Annotated in this window: 15 protein-coding genes; 9 read left to right on the forward strand and 6 right to left on the reverse strand. The window is 43.1% G+C overall.

Going from position 1 to position 14,962, the window contains the following annotated elements; all coding sequences use genetic code 11:
- Window positions 1–1,078, forward strand: a 1,078-nt coding sequence (locus H6G03_RS19975; RefSeq protein WP_190467283.1) for an anthranilate phosphoribosyltransferase family protein, incomplete at its 5' end; no start/stop codon positions are given.
- Between the two features lie 24 nt (window positions 1,079–1,102).
- Window positions 1,103–1,708: a molybdenum cofactor guanylyltransferase gene (locus H6G03_RS19980; RefSeq protein WP_255512258.1), complete on the forward strand. Its 606-nt coding sequence runs from the start codon at window positions 1,103–1,105 to the stop codon at window positions 1,706–1,708.
- Between the two features lie 251 nt (window positions 1,709–1,959).
- Here H6G03_RS19980 and panD read toward each other — a convergent pair whose 3' ends face one another.
- From panD to H6G03_RS19995, 3 genes are all read right to left on the reverse strand, one after another.
- Entirely contained in the window at window positions 1,960–2,358 is a 399-nt protein-coding gene (gene panD / locus H6G03_RS19985; RefSeq protein WP_190467284.1) for an aspartate 1-decarboxylase, read from the reverse strand.
- A 92-nt stretch (window positions 2,359–2,450) separates the two neighbouring features.
- Window positions 2,451–2,960 (reverse strand): inorganic diphosphatase, encoded by a 510-nt coding sequence (locus H6G03_RS19990; protein ID WP_190467286.1) that lies wholly within the window; start codon window positions 2,958–2,960, stop codon window positions 2,451–2,453.
- A 127-nt stretch (window positions 2,961–3,087) separates the two neighbouring features.
- Complete coding sequence (locus H6G03_RS19995; RefSeq protein WP_190467287.1) at window positions 3,088–3,276, reverse strand: hypothetical protein; 189 nt, start codon at window positions 3,274–3,276, stop codon at window positions 3,088–3,090.
- Between the two features lie 109 nt (window positions 3,277–3,385).
- Here H6G03_RS19995 and H6G03_RS20000 point away from each other — a divergent pair, with 109 nt between their 5' ends.
- Entirely contained in the window at window positions 3,386–3,529 is a 144-nt protein-coding gene (locus H6G03_RS20000; protein WP_190467289.1) for a hypothetical protein, read from the forward strand.
- A 156-nt stretch (window positions 3,530–3,685) separates the two neighbouring features.
- Here the strand turns inward: H6G03_RS20000 and H6G03_RS20005 are convergent, their stop codons facing one another.
- The 3 genes from H6G03_RS20005 to H6G03_RS20015 all read right to left on the reverse strand — a co-directional run bounded on the left by H6G03_RS20005 (window position 3,686) and on the right by H6G03_RS20015 (window position 6,165).
- Complete coding sequence (locus H6G03_RS20005; protein WP_190467291.1) at window positions 3,686–4,648, reverse strand: DUF362 domain-containing protein; 963 nt, start codon at window positions 4,646–4,648, stop codon at window positions 3,686–3,688.
- A gap of 40 nt (window positions 4,649–4,688) precedes the next feature.
- Complete coding sequence (locus H6G03_RS20010) at window positions 4,689–4,967, reverse strand: hypothetical protein (protein ID WP_190467293.1); 279 nt, start codon at window positions 4,965–4,967, stop codon at window positions 4,689–4,691.
- 151 nt (window positions 4,968–5,118) lie between these two features.
- Window positions 5,119–6,165, reverse strand: a complete 1,047-nt coding sequence (locus tag H6G03_RS20015; protein ID WP_456057576.1) for an Npun_R2479 family HD domain-containing metalloprotein — start codon at window positions 6,163–6,165, stop codon at window positions 5,119–5,121.
- 400 nt (window positions 6,166–6,565) lie between these two features.
- On the opposite strand from H6G03_RS20015, the gene H6G03_RS20020 reads away from it, so the two are divergent.
- The 6 genes from H6G03_RS20020 to H6G03_RS20045 all read left to right on the forward strand — a co-directional run bounded on the left by H6G03_RS20020 (window position 6,566) and on the right by H6G03_RS20045 (window position 14,956).
- Window positions 6,566–8,506, forward strand: coding sequence for an AAA-like domain-containing protein (locus tag H6G03_RS20020; protein ID WP_190467295.1), 1,941 nt, complete (start codon window positions 6,566–6,568; stop codon window positions 8,504–8,506).
- Between the two features lie 21 nt (window positions 8,507–8,527).
- Window positions 8,528–8,929, forward strand: coding sequence for a RusA family crossover junction endodeoxyribonuclease (locus H6G03_RS20025; RefSeq protein ID WP_190467297.1), 402 nt, complete (start codon window positions 8,528–8,530; stop codon window positions 8,927–8,929).
- A gap of 2 nt (window positions 8,930–8,931) precedes the next feature.
- A complete protein-coding gene (locus tag H6G03_RS20030) occupies window positions 8,932–9,537 on the forward strand; it encodes a hypothetical protein (protein WP_190467299.1) in 606 nt (201 codons plus the stop codon).
- Between the two features lie 42 nt (window positions 9,538–9,579).
- Complete coding sequence (locus H6G03_RS20035; protein ID WP_190467301.1) at window positions 9,580–10,638, forward strand: pentapeptide repeat-containing protein; 1,059 nt, start codon at window positions 9,580–9,582, stop codon at window positions 10,636–10,638.
- 117 nt (window positions 10,639–10,755) lie between these two features.
- Window positions 10,756–14,241, forward strand: coding sequence for a GAF domain-containing protein (locus H6G03_RS20040; RefSeq protein ID WP_190467304.1), 3,486 nt, complete (start codon window positions 10,756–10,758; stop codon window positions 14,239–14,241).
- Window positions 14,242–14,332: 91 nt separating this feature from the next.
- A complete protein-coding gene (locus tag H6G03_RS20045) occupies window positions 14,333–14,956 on the forward strand; it encodes a hypothetical protein (protein ID WP_190467308.1) in 624 nt (207 codons plus the stop codon).
- Window positions 14,957–14,962: the final 6 nt, after the last annotated feature.

The following is a 14,962-nucleotide window of genomic DNA, read 5'->3' on the forward strand; positions in this document are numbered from 1 at the left end:
GAGCAAAGCTTTTAGAGAACACCTGAGAAAAATTGGCAGCGGCCCGCATACCGGCGAGAATTTAAGTAGAGCGGAGGCGGCAGAAGCAACGCGAATGATGCTGCTGGGAGAAGCAACTCCCGCACAAATCGGCGCTTTTATGATTGCCCACCGCATCAAGCGTCCTACTGGTGAAGAATTAGCTGGAATGCTGGATGCGTATGCCGAATTGGGGCCGAAACTGCAACCCATCGGTATGGCAGACAAGATGCCTGCGCCACAGGTGGTAGTTTTGGGAATACCTTACGATGGGCGCGATCGCACGGCACCGATTAATCCGTTAACGGCTTTAATCTTGACCGCAGCTGGAGTGCCGGTAATTATGCACGGGGGCGATCGAATGCCGACGAAAGAAGGTGTTCCCCTGATTGAGATCTGGCAGGGATTGGGTGTTGATTGGTCTAAACTGGATATCTGCCAAACTCAGCAGGTATTTGAAAAAACAGGTTTGGGTTTTGTCTACATTTGCAGACATTTTCCCCAGGCAGCGGGATTAGTACCATATCGGGAGCAAATTGGCAAGCGTCCTCCGTTTGCCACAATGGAATTAATGTGGTGTCCCTATGCGGGAGATGCACATATTGTGTCTGGTTTTGTTCATCCTCCCACTGAAAATATGTTCCGCGAAGCCTTTGCTTTGCGAGGAACGCAGCATTTTACTACGGTAAAGGGATTGGAGGGAAGTTGCGATTTGCCACGCGATCGCACCGCAATTATTGGCCTTGCGAAACCGAATAGGGAGTTTGAACGCCTGCATTTATCGCACAATGACTACAACTTTAGTAACAAAAATCCTTCGTTTAATTCCACTGCGGAATTAGTAGAGGAAATGCAATCTGTATTGCAAGGAAAACCATCAGAAATGATGCAATCTGCAATATGGAATGGTGGATTTTACTTGTGGAATTGTGGCGTTTGTCCAGATATGCACTCAGGTATAACCGAAACTAAAAACTTGCTTACTAACGGACAAGCGGCGAAAAAACTCCAAGAAATCCGCGATGCTGTGGCGTCTTTTCAGTTAGTACACCAAGTCTGATATTTCTGGGAGATTAATGATTAATTGAATCTGGATAACACTATATCTATTACTGCACTTATCCTGGCTGGGGGTAAAAGTTCTCGGATGGGACAGGATAAAGCACTGATGCTTTGGAATGGCACACTCATACTTGAGCGAGTTTGTCAAGTAGCAGCTGAGTGTTGTCAGCAAGTTAACATCCTGACTCCTTGGCCCGATCGCTATCAAGCTATTGTGAATAAAAAGTATAAATTTTTACAAGAATCTCGCCCAGGTGAGGGCCCCCTGGTGGGATTGGCTGAGGGACTGGCAGAAATTACGGCTGACTGGATATTACTACTAGCTTGCGATTTGCCTTTGCTAGAGCCAGAAATTCTCCAAAATTGGGTAAGCCAATTATCTCATATACCCCTTCATATTTTAGCTGTCGTACCGCGACGGGCTAATCTTTGGGAACCTTTATGCGCCTTCTACCGCCGCGAAGCTTTACCAGATTTGCATAAATTTATACAAAAAGGCGAACGTTCTTTTCAAGCTTGGCTCAAAGAAATACCCGTACAAGCTATCCCAGTGGGGGAGAAAGAGGCGCGTATGCTGTGGAATTGTAACACTCCCACAGATCTGCAACAAGTAGTTGACTTATATTAGACTAGATTACTCGCTTCCCGCCTAGAGAACACCTGTGAGGGAGCAGAAGGGAATAAAAGTCACAAAAAATATTATAATTCAGAAGAAATTAATCACAAATGCGGTACAATTGACTACCTAAAAAAATACATCTATTATCTGCGTTTATCTGTCTTAATCTGCGGGAAAAATTTCCCCCTATATTCCCACAAACAATATTTTCGCATCTGCCAGCAAATTATCGATTAATGGCGGTAGAAAAGCCTAAAATATCAGAAAGTTTTAGCGTCAAATCTGCTCGGCAGTTCATCGTAACGACGCACTTCTAAAAGGCGATTTCTTTCATCTACCATGACAACTTTAGGGTTGTAATTTTTTAGCTCTTCCGGTGTGAATTGTCCGTAGGTCATGATGATGATGCGATCGCCCTGCATTCCCAGTCGCGCCGCAGCGCCATTGAGTTCAATTGCACCTGAATGGGCAGGTGCAGCGATCGCATAAGTGATAAACCTTTCTCCATTGGCAATATTGACAACTTGCACCTGTTCGTAAGGTAATATCCCCGCAGCGTCCAACAGGGCTTTATCTATACTGATACTCCCCATATAGTTGAGGTTGGATGCCGTGATGGTGCAACTGTGTATTTTGGCTAAAAGGAGCGATCGCTGCATGATTAGGGCGTTGGGGCTAGGGACTGGGGGCTAGAGAGAGTATTTCCAACCCCGAAAAGCTCATATGTTATTCAAGTCTGAATTCCGACTTTTCAGCTACCAGCTTTAATGCACTTTTCGACCAAAGGCGCTACGCGATCGACATCTTGCCAACCCAAAATTTCGACAGACTTCTTCTCTAGATTTTTGTAAGTTTTGAAGAATTCCGCAATTTCTTGCAGGCGGTGCGGCGGGACATCTTGAAGAGACTGAACTTTGGCGTAGCGAGGGTCTTTATCCGGTACGCAGAGAATTTTCTCATCGCGATCGCCTCCGTCGATCATCTCTAGCATCCCGATCGGTCGTGCGGCAATCACACATCCCGGAAAGGTTGGCTCATCCATCATCACCATCCCATCGAGGGGATCGCCATCATCGGCGAGAGTATTGGGCACAAAACCGTAGTCATAGGGGTACTGGACAGAAGAGTATAGCACCCGGTCTAAAGCAAAAGCTTGGAGTTCTTTATCGTACTCGTACTTGTTCTTGCTACCGGCGGTTATCTCAATCAAAACGTTAATCAGACCCGGTTTGGGTTGGGCAGGTATGCGGGATAAGTCCACAGTGGAACTCCTAAGTTTACAGCAAATACGGGGTGAAGCGAACTACACATTTAACGAGTCTCGACAACCCCCGTGTAGCATTCTAGGGGAATATCGGCCACCAAGTCTTCCGTGGGTGCAATTAGTATTAGCGATGGGCAATGTCCACCGTAGCTTCTGGGTTCGCCAGACCGGTACAGACGGCAAATTTACCGTCTGTAAAGTTTTGTGGTGCAGCTTTTGCGTGAGAAAAGTTTAATTCTAGATGCCGTAAAATTAATTGGGCATCTAGGTTTTTACAGTCAAAGCTGTCCCTGAAACGTGGTATCCTTTTCAATCATTCCCTCTGGTTTGGTAGCGGATAGGTTATCTGTTGCAAAACTTCAACCTGGTTTGAAGAGTAGTGAGCTATCACAAAGAGGGGCAACGTCAGGGTTAGCAAAGCTATGACTGTACCCACAATATCTGCCATCCTTGGCGACGGTCGGTCAGGAGAGTTGGCAGCCTGGTCACTTGAGTTCATAAAAGAAGATGCTTTAACTGAATTGTTAACCAATTCAGTTGGAATTACAAACAAGGCGTGGGGCTAATTTAGTCCCACACTTACAATTTTAACAATAGCTTTTCGGGATACTGTTTCCTAGAAAACAATCTCAATGTAAACCTCTCTAAAGATAGAGATCCACGCAGCCAAATTTGCCTGGATCTCTGGTATAGTAAGTATTTTTACACAAACAAAAGCTCAACTAGCGGCCTGCGTAGGCACTCATCGGTTCTTTGATGAAGCGAATGTAAAGATGCCGGAAGGTGGACTGGATCACCCGTGGCAAACCGAAGTCGATCGCTACCAGGGCTTCCGGTAGTTTCCAGTCATTAACCTGGATATCCGCCGGACGTAAGTGAGGAAAGTCGATCGCTGCCAATTCGGGACAAAGCCCCAAGCGCATCGAAGCGGCAGCTGTTGGCACTAAGCTGGGGTCAACGTTGAGGATTTCTAGGATAGCGCGATCGAGCGCAAACACATCCCGCGATGCCGCTAAAAGGCCCAAATACCGAGGTTCTCCACCGCTGGGGCCGTTACCTTCGTGACCGATAATACCATCTAAGATAGTTAAGTCGGGATCGATCGCCCGCGCTGTTTCCACCAACATTTCCCCAAAGCGGTTGGCATCTTTACCTGCTTCCATATGCCACCACGCCTTCATTTTGCCGGGGACGCAACCAAACAGGTTTTTGACGCCCATCGTCATGGTTAGTTGGACGTGAGATTTCAGTTTGGGCAGGTTAATTACCACATCGGCATCCATTGCCTCTTTGGATAGCAGCAGGTGGTTAAATTGCGTACTGACAGTCTCGTACCTCTGTCCGTGGAATTCGACGATCGGCAAATTCAGTTCGTCAATCAGAGGTAAATAACCGTTAGCCTTTGCTACTCCCATCGCACTGCCGAAAGCGGGGCCATCCCCCAAAAAAGGCTTGCCACCGACTGCTTGTACCATTTGTGCAACGCAGTAAACCAGTTCGGGGCGAGTGACGCACTCTTTGGTAGGGCGCGAACCTGTGAGTAAATTAGGTTTGAGCAAAACGCGATCGCCCGGTTTGACAAACGAGGTTATTCCCCCCAGCGGTTCCAGCAGAGTTTCTAGAGACGATCGCAAGGAACGCAGGTCGTAAGAAGTAGCCTGGATCAAACTAACAGCTGGTGGCATTTTCTCGATCTCTCCAAAGTTATATTTTATACAAGCACGCTTACCGTCCGCTGCGAGTCAATGCGGTGACGCGCTCGGAATTGGGAAAAACACCTTCACCTTCAAGTTGAGACAGGGGAGGCTTAATCTCTACTTTGATCACTTCGGCTGTACGGATAACAACGGTTTGATCTCGCAGATGCAGAGTAAATAAAGGTTTTTCTAACACGCTCTGCATTTGTTGCTGGAATTCTTCTGGCGACACAGGGATATTAAAGGCTTCTGTCTGACCGTGGATGTAGTGAAAAGTCAGCTGAGTATAGCCAGGGGGAATGGACATGGTAAAAATCTCCTGATTGATTGTCACTGACAGACTGCTTGAATTGCAGTAGCTGCTAAGGGCTATAGCGCCGCTTTACTCATCTTGACAGAACCCATCCCAATCAGCAAGATTTCTAGACCGTGTTTCCCGTTAATTCATCGGCTCCCGATTAATAATTGGATAAATAACATCTTCTCTTCTTACGTTCCAGAAAATTTAGGAGTTGGCTGTTAAACTCAAAAATTTGCTTATTAATTATATCCACCCGCAAGTTTTTATTTTCCTGACAACCCACGCGATCGCACATTAACTGCTCAGCTGCTACGCTTACATACAAACGTTCATTTTCAAATTCTTCATTTTTTATGACATGATTTTCTTCTTCAATTTCTTGTTCCACGATTAAGACATTTTTATAGAGATTGCCAACAATCTGTTGGCCTTCTTTGGTAACTTCTAAATGATGCAGTGCTGCTTGGATGAGAGGATACACAACTTTCCAGAAAAACTTTGGATAGCCAGCACGCAATTCTCCGAAATGACGATAGCCCAAACTTTTATTAGCTCCTGTTTCTTCAAATTCGTAAAACAGTGCCGGCATTTTTTCCAAGTAGTGCGGATCGCTCAATTGGCCGATTAAATCGGCAGCGCGAACTAAACCGGGATAGTTAACTGTATCTTGATAATATTCATCATGAGGCACCGGGAAACGGGTCATTTCAATGTTTTGTTTTATTATTTCGATATCAATCAGATAATGATCGGAAAAACGATCTTCAAAGAAAGTTTTTCCTCTATCTACATGGTAGCTAGTGAGGCTGGCATCAGTGGAACCTGCTGGCAGAAAAATCATCTCGCCATTTATTCCCTTGTCATAGAATCTTTCCTTTGGTCTGTCTTGCAGGCAGACTCCCTTGACATAGCCAATGTCATGAAATAACAACGAAATGATGACGTGCAACCAGTCTTCACAAGACACGCTACCATAGCGAATATGCTTGCCCCGCAAAATTTCCTGTCCCGTAAAGGTCGCCAGAATGGTGTGTTCGACGTTGTGATAAAGAGCGTTACTATTAGCAATATTTTCCAAAGCCATGCTGGCAAACCAACCAATCAGGTCAGCATATTCTGGTTTGAGGTTGCCGTAAGTGCGGCGGTAACCTGCTTGCAGGCGTTCAACGCAGGTATTGATTATGCTTTCTGTGAGACTGAACATCGCTATTTCTCTGATACAATCTAAGTTCAGCAAATGTATTCAACTAAGGGAGTCAAATTTTACAGGCTCTGGTTTTATGCGAAGACTCTTTTTATCGTAAATAACCAGGTGAAACAGGATTTTATTGTGGATTTATTAAAATCGCTTGTAGCCTCATTGTTTATGTACCATGTCCAAATTGATAACAACTATCATTAGTTTGCCACTATTTTCCGGATAGAGTAACCAAAAAAACTCATAAATTTAGCTTGATTTGGCAACTTGGCACGGCTTTCTAAAAGAAATTGTTCGCATGAAAATTTTATTAGCTCATGAAACCTCATGAAACCTCATAAAAACCAGGCTTCTTTGATAGAGTTATGCTTTGTATAGAATCATAAAAGTTGGTGAAAAAATAAATATGGATGTTAAGAAAGCGTTAGAGTTTGTTGATGACTTAATTTATACCAAAACTGGCAAACACCTAAACGATCTGGAAAGGCAAGTTTTTATTGGGTCTTGGCAAGGACAGACCTACGAGGAGATATACCCTTTTAATCCGGAATATGTAGAGAAATATGTTGGCTACAAGTTATGGCAGAAACTTTCTAGTGTTTTGGGAGAAAAAGTTAGCAAAAAAAAGTTTAGAGGTGCCTTAGAAAGAGCGATCGAGCGCGTCAGCGCCACCAAGAACACTGACCCGCCACATGAAGACAAGAAAAGAACAAGGGAGGATGAAAGCAAGGAAGTTAAAATTAAGAGAGTTTTTATCAGTTACCGCAGCCAGGAGCCAGACTTTAATCTAGCAGGACAACTTTATGAAGCTATTTCTGCGGCTGGACATAAAGCGTTTATGGCTAATATGGCAGGATTTTCTCCCCAGGATCGAAATCCCGACACAGACTGGCTTTCTCAAATCGATTTAGAATTGCAGCAGTGCGATTATTTTTTGCTGCTGTTATCTCCACAAGCTGCGGTTAGCGAAATGGTAATTGAGGAGTTGCGACGTGTTAAAGAGTTGCGCGATTCTCGTCGAGAGAGTAAGCCGATTGCATTACAGTTGAGGATCGATTGTCCGCCAAACTTACAGCTAAATCACGATTTACGCACTTACCTGCACGGAACTCGACAACGGGAATGGGTTTCACCAAATGACACTCCAATTATTATACAAGAAATTCTCAACTTATTGGCAAATAATGAAGACTGGGGAATTGCAAGTACAGAAGAATCAGAAATAGATATTGTAGAGACAATTAATGAAACATCTGTACAATCCCAAATCCCAAATCCCAAATCCCAAATCCCTTCGCCTCTGCCAGTTGCAGAACCTGAATTACCCAGCGGTCAAGTTCGTTTGGATTCTGCATTTTATGTAGAGCGATTTCCCTATGAAGCTCAATGTTATAAGGCGATTTTACAGCCAGGAGCGTTAATTAGAATTAAAGCTCCCAGACAAATGGGGAAAACATCGCTGATGGCGAGAATTCTTTCTCAAGCAAAGGAACATGGATATCGCACAGTCCCGCTGAGCTTTCAGCACGCAGATACAAATGTTTTTAATAATTTGAATGAACTGTTGCGGTGGTTTTGTGTTAAAATTTCGCGCAAGTTGCGGTTGCATCGCCAAATAGATGATTATTGGACTGATACTTATGGGAGCAAAGATAATTGTACTGTTTTCTTTGAAGATTGTATTTTACCGGAGATAGATAGCCCTTTATTATTGGGTTTGGATGAAGTCGATCGCGTTTTTCAATATCCCCATATTGCTGATGATTTTTTTGGGTTGCTGCGTGCGTGGTACGAAGAAGCTGGCTATAGCGATAGCGACAGCGCTCTCTGGGAAAAATTGCGCTTAGTGGTTGTACATTCAACCGAAGTTTACATTCCGCTGAATGTCAATCAATCGCCGTTTAATGTGGGTTTGCCAATTGAACTATCCGAGTTTAACCAACAGCAAGTGAAAGACTTAGCGATGCGACACGGATTGAATTGGCAAGCAAATCACATCGAACGATTGATGAGTATTGTGGGAGGACATCCTTATTTAGTCAGATTAGCATTATATCATATTGCACAGCAGCAATTAACGCTAGATGAATTAATAGAAAGTGCGCCTACTGAGGCAGGAATTTACGGCGATCATCTGCGGCGACATTTGTGGAATTTGCAAGAACATCCAGACTTGGCATCTGCATTTAGCAAGGTGGTAACAAGCAGCATATCTGTCGATTTGGAGTCGGTTTTGGCGTTTAAATTGCACAGTTTGGGGTTAGTGCAATTGCACGGAAATGAGGTGAAGCCTCGGTTTGAGTTGTATAGGCAATATTTTGGCGATCGACTTTCTATTAAAGGTTAAAAATAAGGAGTATCAAAAATCTTGCTTCCATTTGAATTCATTGTCACTGGTTCACCAGTTTCTCTGCAAACAAACAATCGGACTCTGTTGCAAAATTGGAAAGCAAAAGTCCGTCAAGCTGCGCTCGATCGCTTACCAGTCGGAGCATCACCAATTATTACTCCAGTTCGGGTTATTATCGCTCACTACTATAAGCGTCAACCACCCGATATAGATAACATCATAAAACCAATTATAGATGGTTTGAATTTAGTAGTTTATGCTGATGACAAACAAGTGACAGATCTCATAGTAAAACGACGTAACTTAAAAAGTTTGGTTAATGTTCAGACAATCCCCGCGATTATCGCTCAAGCCTTTGCCAATGACGAACCTTTTGTGTATGTTAAAATTGATGTAGCATCCGAACCATTTGAGTTATAAAAATGAATAAACAGTTAGAAACTTTGGCAGTCAAGACAATTGCAGAAATTAGTGATAACTATAGGCAACAGGGTTATCAAGTATTGATAAAATCCCGTGGAATAAACTTGGATGAATTTCTCTATAACGAAAATATAGATTTCATTGTTCATGCCGAACAAGGAGCGGTTATTGTGGCATTGAAACCTTGTTTAAACGGCTCAAATAATCAAAGATATCGAGAGCAAATAGCGCACTTGTATGATTATCCAGTGCGAGATTCATACGATATAAAGTTTTATCTGGCGAGAGCATTAGAAATTATAGAAATGGGCGGTTTTGATTCGGCTATTTGTTCTGGTGTGTTCATCGCTGAAGCAGTAATGCGAATGGTTGCCGAACAACATTCTATTGATTTTGAGATTCAAGAACCAACAACTCTGGCTCAAACATTCTTTGCTTATGGTTTAATTTCACAGGAAGACTATGAGGTATTGGTTAAAGCGATCGAACTGCGCGATCGCATGATGTACAAGCGCGAGCAAATGACTGTCGATCGCAACTTTGCCTCGCAAACCGTGGAAGTGGTGCAGCGCCTTTTCAAACAAGCTGGTGAAGAGGGGATTTAGGGCGATCGCTTATGCAAATTTTAGATATCGGGAGTAGATAACATGGACGCTGATGAACTACGCAGACGCTACAAAGCAGGCGAAAGAGATTTCTCAGGTGTCGATTTGAGTCGTGTCAAATTGTACGGTATAGATTTGAGCGATGCTAATCTAACTCATGCTAACCTAAGTCGTGCTAACCTACGTAAAGCCAACTTAAGTGAGGCTAACTTGCAAGGTGCTAATCTACATCAGGCCGATCTGAGTTATACCTATCTAAGAGATACAAACCTGAGTGATGCCGATCTTAGTAATGCGAATTTGTATGGTGCTGAACTGAGTGGCGTTGAACTGAATAATACAAATCTAAGTGGAGCGAATCTACAGGGTGTTAGCGAGATTAATGATGGTATTAATGTCAACCTTAGTGGAGCCGATCTCAGGAAGGCTACCCTAGCGGAAGGTTCCCTGATAAACTCCAACTTGAGTGGTGCTAATTTGAGGTATATATGTTTAAACGTTAATTATCACTTTGAATTTAAAAATGTCAATCTAAGTGGTGCTAATCTACAATATGCCGATCTGAGGCGTATGAACTTAAGTGATGCTGACCTCACCAATGCCGATTTGAGTTATGCAAACCTAATAGGTGCCGTTTTGAGCGGTGCGAATTTAAATGGTGCCAACTTTAAAAATGCTATCTACACAGACCCTGATTTGCCTGCCGAAATTAAACTTAGGGGAGCTTACTTCATCGCTCCTGGTGTTAATTTGAGCGGTGCTGACCTAACTAATGCGACTTTGGATTATATCGATTTAAGTGGTGCAGATTTAAGTTATGCAAATCTTAGCGGTGCCGAGATCCAATACTCCAACCTCTACAATGCTAACCTGAGCGGTGCTAACTTAAACAGTGCCAAATTGCGTAATGTCAAACTTGGGAATGCTAACCTCAGTGGTGCTATCTTGAAGGGTACTCGGTTGAAGGATGCTAATTTAGAGGGAGCTAACCTAAGTAATGCCAATCTTGAGCAAGCGGATCTGGAAAATGCCAAACTGGAAAGTGCTATCTTTTGCAATACCATTATGCCTGATGGCAGCATTAGAAGTGATAACTGTTAGTTAACATAAATAAGGATAAGAGAATATTTATCCAGCAAAAGTCAAAGATGATGCGATCGCCTTCCATAGGTTAGGTTGGAAATGAAAGCGGTGTTTTCTACAAGATCGGAAAACCTAATGATAGAAGAGGAAAACTCAGCCTACACCTACAAAGTCGGCGGACATCTCCCCCTGGATGCGCCGACTTATGTGGTGCGACAAGCCGATCGCGACCTTTACGAAGGCTTGAAGGCGGGAGAGTTTTGTTACGTCCTCAATTCCCGCCAGATGGGGAAAACCAGCTTGCGGGTGCGAACGATGCACAAGTTGCAAGCGGAAGGTTTCGCCTGTGCGGCGATCGACCTCAACAAAATTGGCAGTCAGGATATCGCGCCGCAACAGTGGTATGCGGGGTTGATGAGACGGCTGGTAAACAGTTTTCAACTCCAGATCAATCTGAAGTCTTGGTTGCGCGATCGCGAGTTTCTCCCACCCGTGCAGTGTTTGAGCGAACTGATCGAAGAAGTTTTGCTGGAGTCTGTCAGTGAAAAAATTGTGATTTTTATCGACGAAATCGATAGCATTCTCGCTTTACCTTTCGGGACAGACGATTTTTTTGCTTTTATCCGCGCCTGCAACGAGTACGATCGCCTCACGTTTGCGCTGCTGGGAGTGGCAACTCCTTCTGACTTAATTCAAGATAAAAGTTGCACACCTTTTAATATCGGTCGCGCCATCGAATTGCACGGTTTTAAATTAGAGGAAGCGCAACCGCTTGTACAAGGTTTGGCAGAAAAAGTACACAATCCTCAAGCTGTCATAGAAGCAATTTTGAACTGGACGGGAGGACAACCGTTTCTCACTCAAAAACTTTGCAAAATTATCCTAGACAATGCCGAATTAATCCAAAATCCAAAATCCAAAATCCAAAATCCTCCACAGTGGGTCGAAAAGTTAGTTCAAACACAGATTATTGAAAATTGGGAAGCTCAAGACGAACCAGCACATATTAAAACTATACGCGATCGCCTGCTCAGAAGCGGACAGCGCCTAAAATTGCTGCTCAAAGTTTATGAGGAAGTTTTGCGACGCGGTGAGATTTCATCTCATGACAGTTGCGAACAGATGGAATTGCGACTTTCCGGCTTAGTTGTCAAGCGTGCCGGAAAATTAAGCATTTCTAACCGCATTTATGCCTCTGTCTTTAATTGGACTTGGCTTCACAGAACCTTGGCAACTCTGCAACCGGATTTCAAACAAATTGTTGCCGAACAGGAACAAAAACTCCTTTCTATGTTAGAAACGAAGGAAGGCAGAGATTTTGATGATGTTCTTTATGAAATATTGGGTTCGATTACCCTGAAATTGGGGGAATTGCTGAGTGTCGATCGCGTTACCATCTTCTTCATAGATAAAGAGAAAAACGAACTTTGGTCGATTATCGCCAAAACAGCAGAAGGCAGTCCCACCAAAATTCAGATCCTTGCCAACAATCAAACCGCAGGTAGAGTTACCATTTATAAGAAAGCCGTCAATCTCCCAGCCGATTTAGCGGAAGATTGGTACTCTTCTGTAGTGGCAGAACAAGACAAAAGAAGCTCCTACCGTATCTATAACGAATTGACTGTACCTTTGTTTAACATCCAGTCAGACTTATTCGCTTTTGTGCAGTTAGTCAATAAAGTTAAACAACCTCACAATCCTGGCGAAACTTTTGCCGAAAGGATTGATAAAGAAGGTTTTACAGCAGTAGATAATCAACAGTTTGGCGAATATGCTCCGCAACTGCAACGACTCTTACAGGGATGTCACTATTGTTACAAATTAACCCAAAGATTGCAAGCTTCGGAAGCACTTACAGAAGCCACGCGATCGGTTGCGCTTGGCAGTTTGGATTCCGAAGAAATCATCAAGCGGGTGATGGAAGCAGCCAAGAAACTGATGAATGCCGATCGCAGTACCCTCTGGTTACTCGACGATCGCAAAAACGAACTTTGGACGACTCTTATCGCTGAAAACGGAGCTAAAATTCCCCTGCGCTTGCGCGTAGGTCAAGGTTTTGCCGGAAAAGTAGCATCAACAGGCGAAGCTGTCAATATATCTTTCGATTTATACGAACACCCGGAATCGGAAACAGCAAAACAAACCGATCGCAAAACTGGTTATCGCACTTGCAGTTTACTGTGTATGCCAGTTTTAAGTCCAGATGGCGAATTGCTTGGCGTTACCCAATTAATTAATAAAAGAAAACAAGGTGATTTTCCCGAATACGACCCCAATGATTGGCCGGAAGCACCGGAATGTTTTCAAGATAGCTTCGACGCCAACAGTCAAAAATATATGCAAATATTTAACTCGCAAGTGGGAGTGGCGCTTCAACACGCGAAAGAGTTTGCTGAGATGAAGAAAAAGGCGGAAAATCAGCCGCACAATGTTGTCAGTCAAACCTTGGGAATGCTCATGCAAGTTATGGACGGTCAAGGTTTTGATGACATTCTCGATAATACTTTGCGATCGATTACTTTGAAAATGGGTAAATCGCTAAATGCCGATCGCACAACTATTTTTCTATTAGATGAAGAACGCAATGAATTTTGGTCGATCGTTGCCGAATCTGGAGGTAAAGAAACTTTAGAAATTCGCATACCTGCCAACAAAGGTATTGTTGGTGAAGTAGCTGCTACCAAAAAAATCATTAATATTCCCTTCGATTTTTACGACGACCCGCGTTCTCTTACCGCTAAGGAACAGGACAAAAAGAACAACTATCGCACTTATACAATGTTAGCTTTACCGCTGTTGAACGAACAGGGAGATTTAGTTGCAGTTATCCAATTAATCAATAAGTTAAAACGCTTGTACGACGAGACATTACCTTTATCGGAAAAAATCGACACCCAAGGCTTTACGAAAACAGATGAAGAACAGTTTGCTGAAAATGCACCTTTAATTCAAATGATTTTGGAAAGTTTCCGTTCCTATCATAAAACAGCTAGAGGACAAAGAGTAGCAGCAGCACTAATGGCAGCAACTCGTTCTGTTAATCAAAGTAGCTTAGAAATCGATGAAGTTCTCAAGCGAGTTATGGATGCGGCGAAAGAACTTATGAATGCCGATCGTAGCACGCTTTGGTTGCTCGATCGATCTGCAAACGAACTCTGGACAAAAATTTCATTCCAAGATGGTTCGGAAAGAGAATTGCGTTTACCATTGGGGGTAGGTTATGCTGGCAAAGTTGCACAAATGGGTGTACCTCTCAATATACCATTTGACTTATATGAATACCCAGATTCCGAAACAGCCAAAAAAACAGATGAAAGAACTGGTTATCGCACTTGCAGTTTACTGTGTATGCCAGTTTGGAATCCCGATGGCGAATTGATTGGCGTCACTCAATTAATCAATAAAAAGAAAGCTGGTGATTTTGTAGATTTACATCCTGTTAATGGCAGTGAATTACCAGATTGCTTTCAAACCAGTTTCGACCAAAACGATCAAAAATATATGCAGGTATTTAATAATCAAGTAGGCGTTATTCTTCAGAATGCCGAACTTTTGGCAGCAGTAAAGCGACAGGAACAAACCCTGCGCGATAACCTGAGTGTACCATCAGAGCGAAAATAAGTAGGTGCGATCGCATTCGATCGGCAATAAATTAATCTATAATTAATTGTAAGGCTTACTTCCTAAGAACACGAGCAAAGGTGAAGGCGCTATGGCTAAAATCAAAATCCTGCAAGAAAATCAATCCTACACCTTTCGGTCTTATTTTGAGTTACCATACGAAGCCGATGACATTCTAGCTGAGTTTGACTATTCACTTGAAAGAGCAGAACTATATCTACCTAAAACGACTCGGCAATTAGATTACCTACCAGAACTCAAGCAAAAAATAAGAGCTTTCTTACCTTTTGTCAGTCTCAGCAATGAAACGGCTAGAAGAGAAACGCTGGTATCTCCTATCCTGCTGGAAGTGGTTATTTATTGCCAATGCCAAATGCGGATTGAATATCCTTTAAGCGTCAATAACTGGCTCAAAGGCAATCTTGATTATCTCTTGCGATCGACTAACAATTTGCTCGTTATTGAAGCCAAAAATGATGACCTCACTAGAGGCTTTACCCAGTTAGCGGTAGAGTTAATTGCTCTATCGCATATTGAAGAACAAAATGTGTTTTATGGAGCAGTAACGATGGGTGATGTTTGGCGGTTTGGTAAGCTCGATCGCAACTTTCAAATGATTACTCAAGATATCAATTTGTTTAAAATACCTGATGATTTGGATAGTTTAGTCAGAGTCCTGATGGGAATTTTGGAGGGAGTAGAAGTTTCACAATAAAATTGT

It is taken from the genome of Aerosakkonema funiforme FACHB-1375 (genome assembly GCF_014696265.1).
GTDB classification, from domain to species: domain Bacteria; phylum Cyanobacteriota; class Cyanobacteriia; order Cyanobacteriales; family Aerosakkonemataceae; genus Aerosakkonema; species Aerosakkonema funiforme_A.

Excerpts from the sequence above, each read along its gene's own strand:
- H6G03_RS20020 (WP_190467295.1), top strand. The coding sequence starts at position 6,566 with ATGGATGTTAAGAAAGCGTTAGAGTTTGTTGATGACTTAATTTATACC.
- H6G03_RS20030 (WP_190467299.1), top strand. The coding sequence starts at position 8,932 with ATGAATAAACAGTTAGAAACTTTGGCAGTCAAGACAATTGCAGAAATT.
- panD (WP_190467284.1), bottom strand. The coding sequence starts at position 2,358 with ATGCAGCGATCGCTCCTTTTAGCCAAAATACACAGTTGCACCATCACG.
- H6G03_RS20005 (WP_190467291.1), bottom strand. The coding sequence starts at position 4,648 with ATGCCACCAGCTGTTAGTTTGATCCAGGCTACTTCTTACGACCTGCGT.
- H6G03_RS20010 (WP_190467293.1), bottom strand. The coding sequence starts at position 4,967 with ATGTCCATTCCCCCTGGCTATACTCAGCTGACTTTTCACTACATCCAC.
- H6G03_RS20035 (WP_190467301.1), top strand. The coding sequence starts at position 9,580 with ATGGACGCTGATGAACTACGCAGACGCTACAAAGCAGGCGAAAGAGAT.
- H6G03_RS20040 (WP_190467304.1), top strand. The coding sequence starts at position 10,756 with ATGATAGAAGAGGAAAACTCAGCCTACACCTACAAAGTCGGCGGACAT.
- H6G03_RS20000 (WP_190467289.1), top strand. The coding sequence starts at position 3,386 with ATGACTGTACCCACAATATCTGCCATCCTTGGCGACGGTCGGTCAGGA.
- H6G03_RS20015 (WP_456057576.1), bottom strand. The coding sequence starts at position 6,165 with ATGTTCAGTCTCACAGAAAGCATAATCAATACCTGCGTTGAACGCCTG.
- H6G03_RS20045 (WP_190467308.1), top strand. The coding sequence starts at position 14,333 with ATGGCTAAAATCAAAATCCTGCAAGAAAATCAATCCTACACCTTTCGG.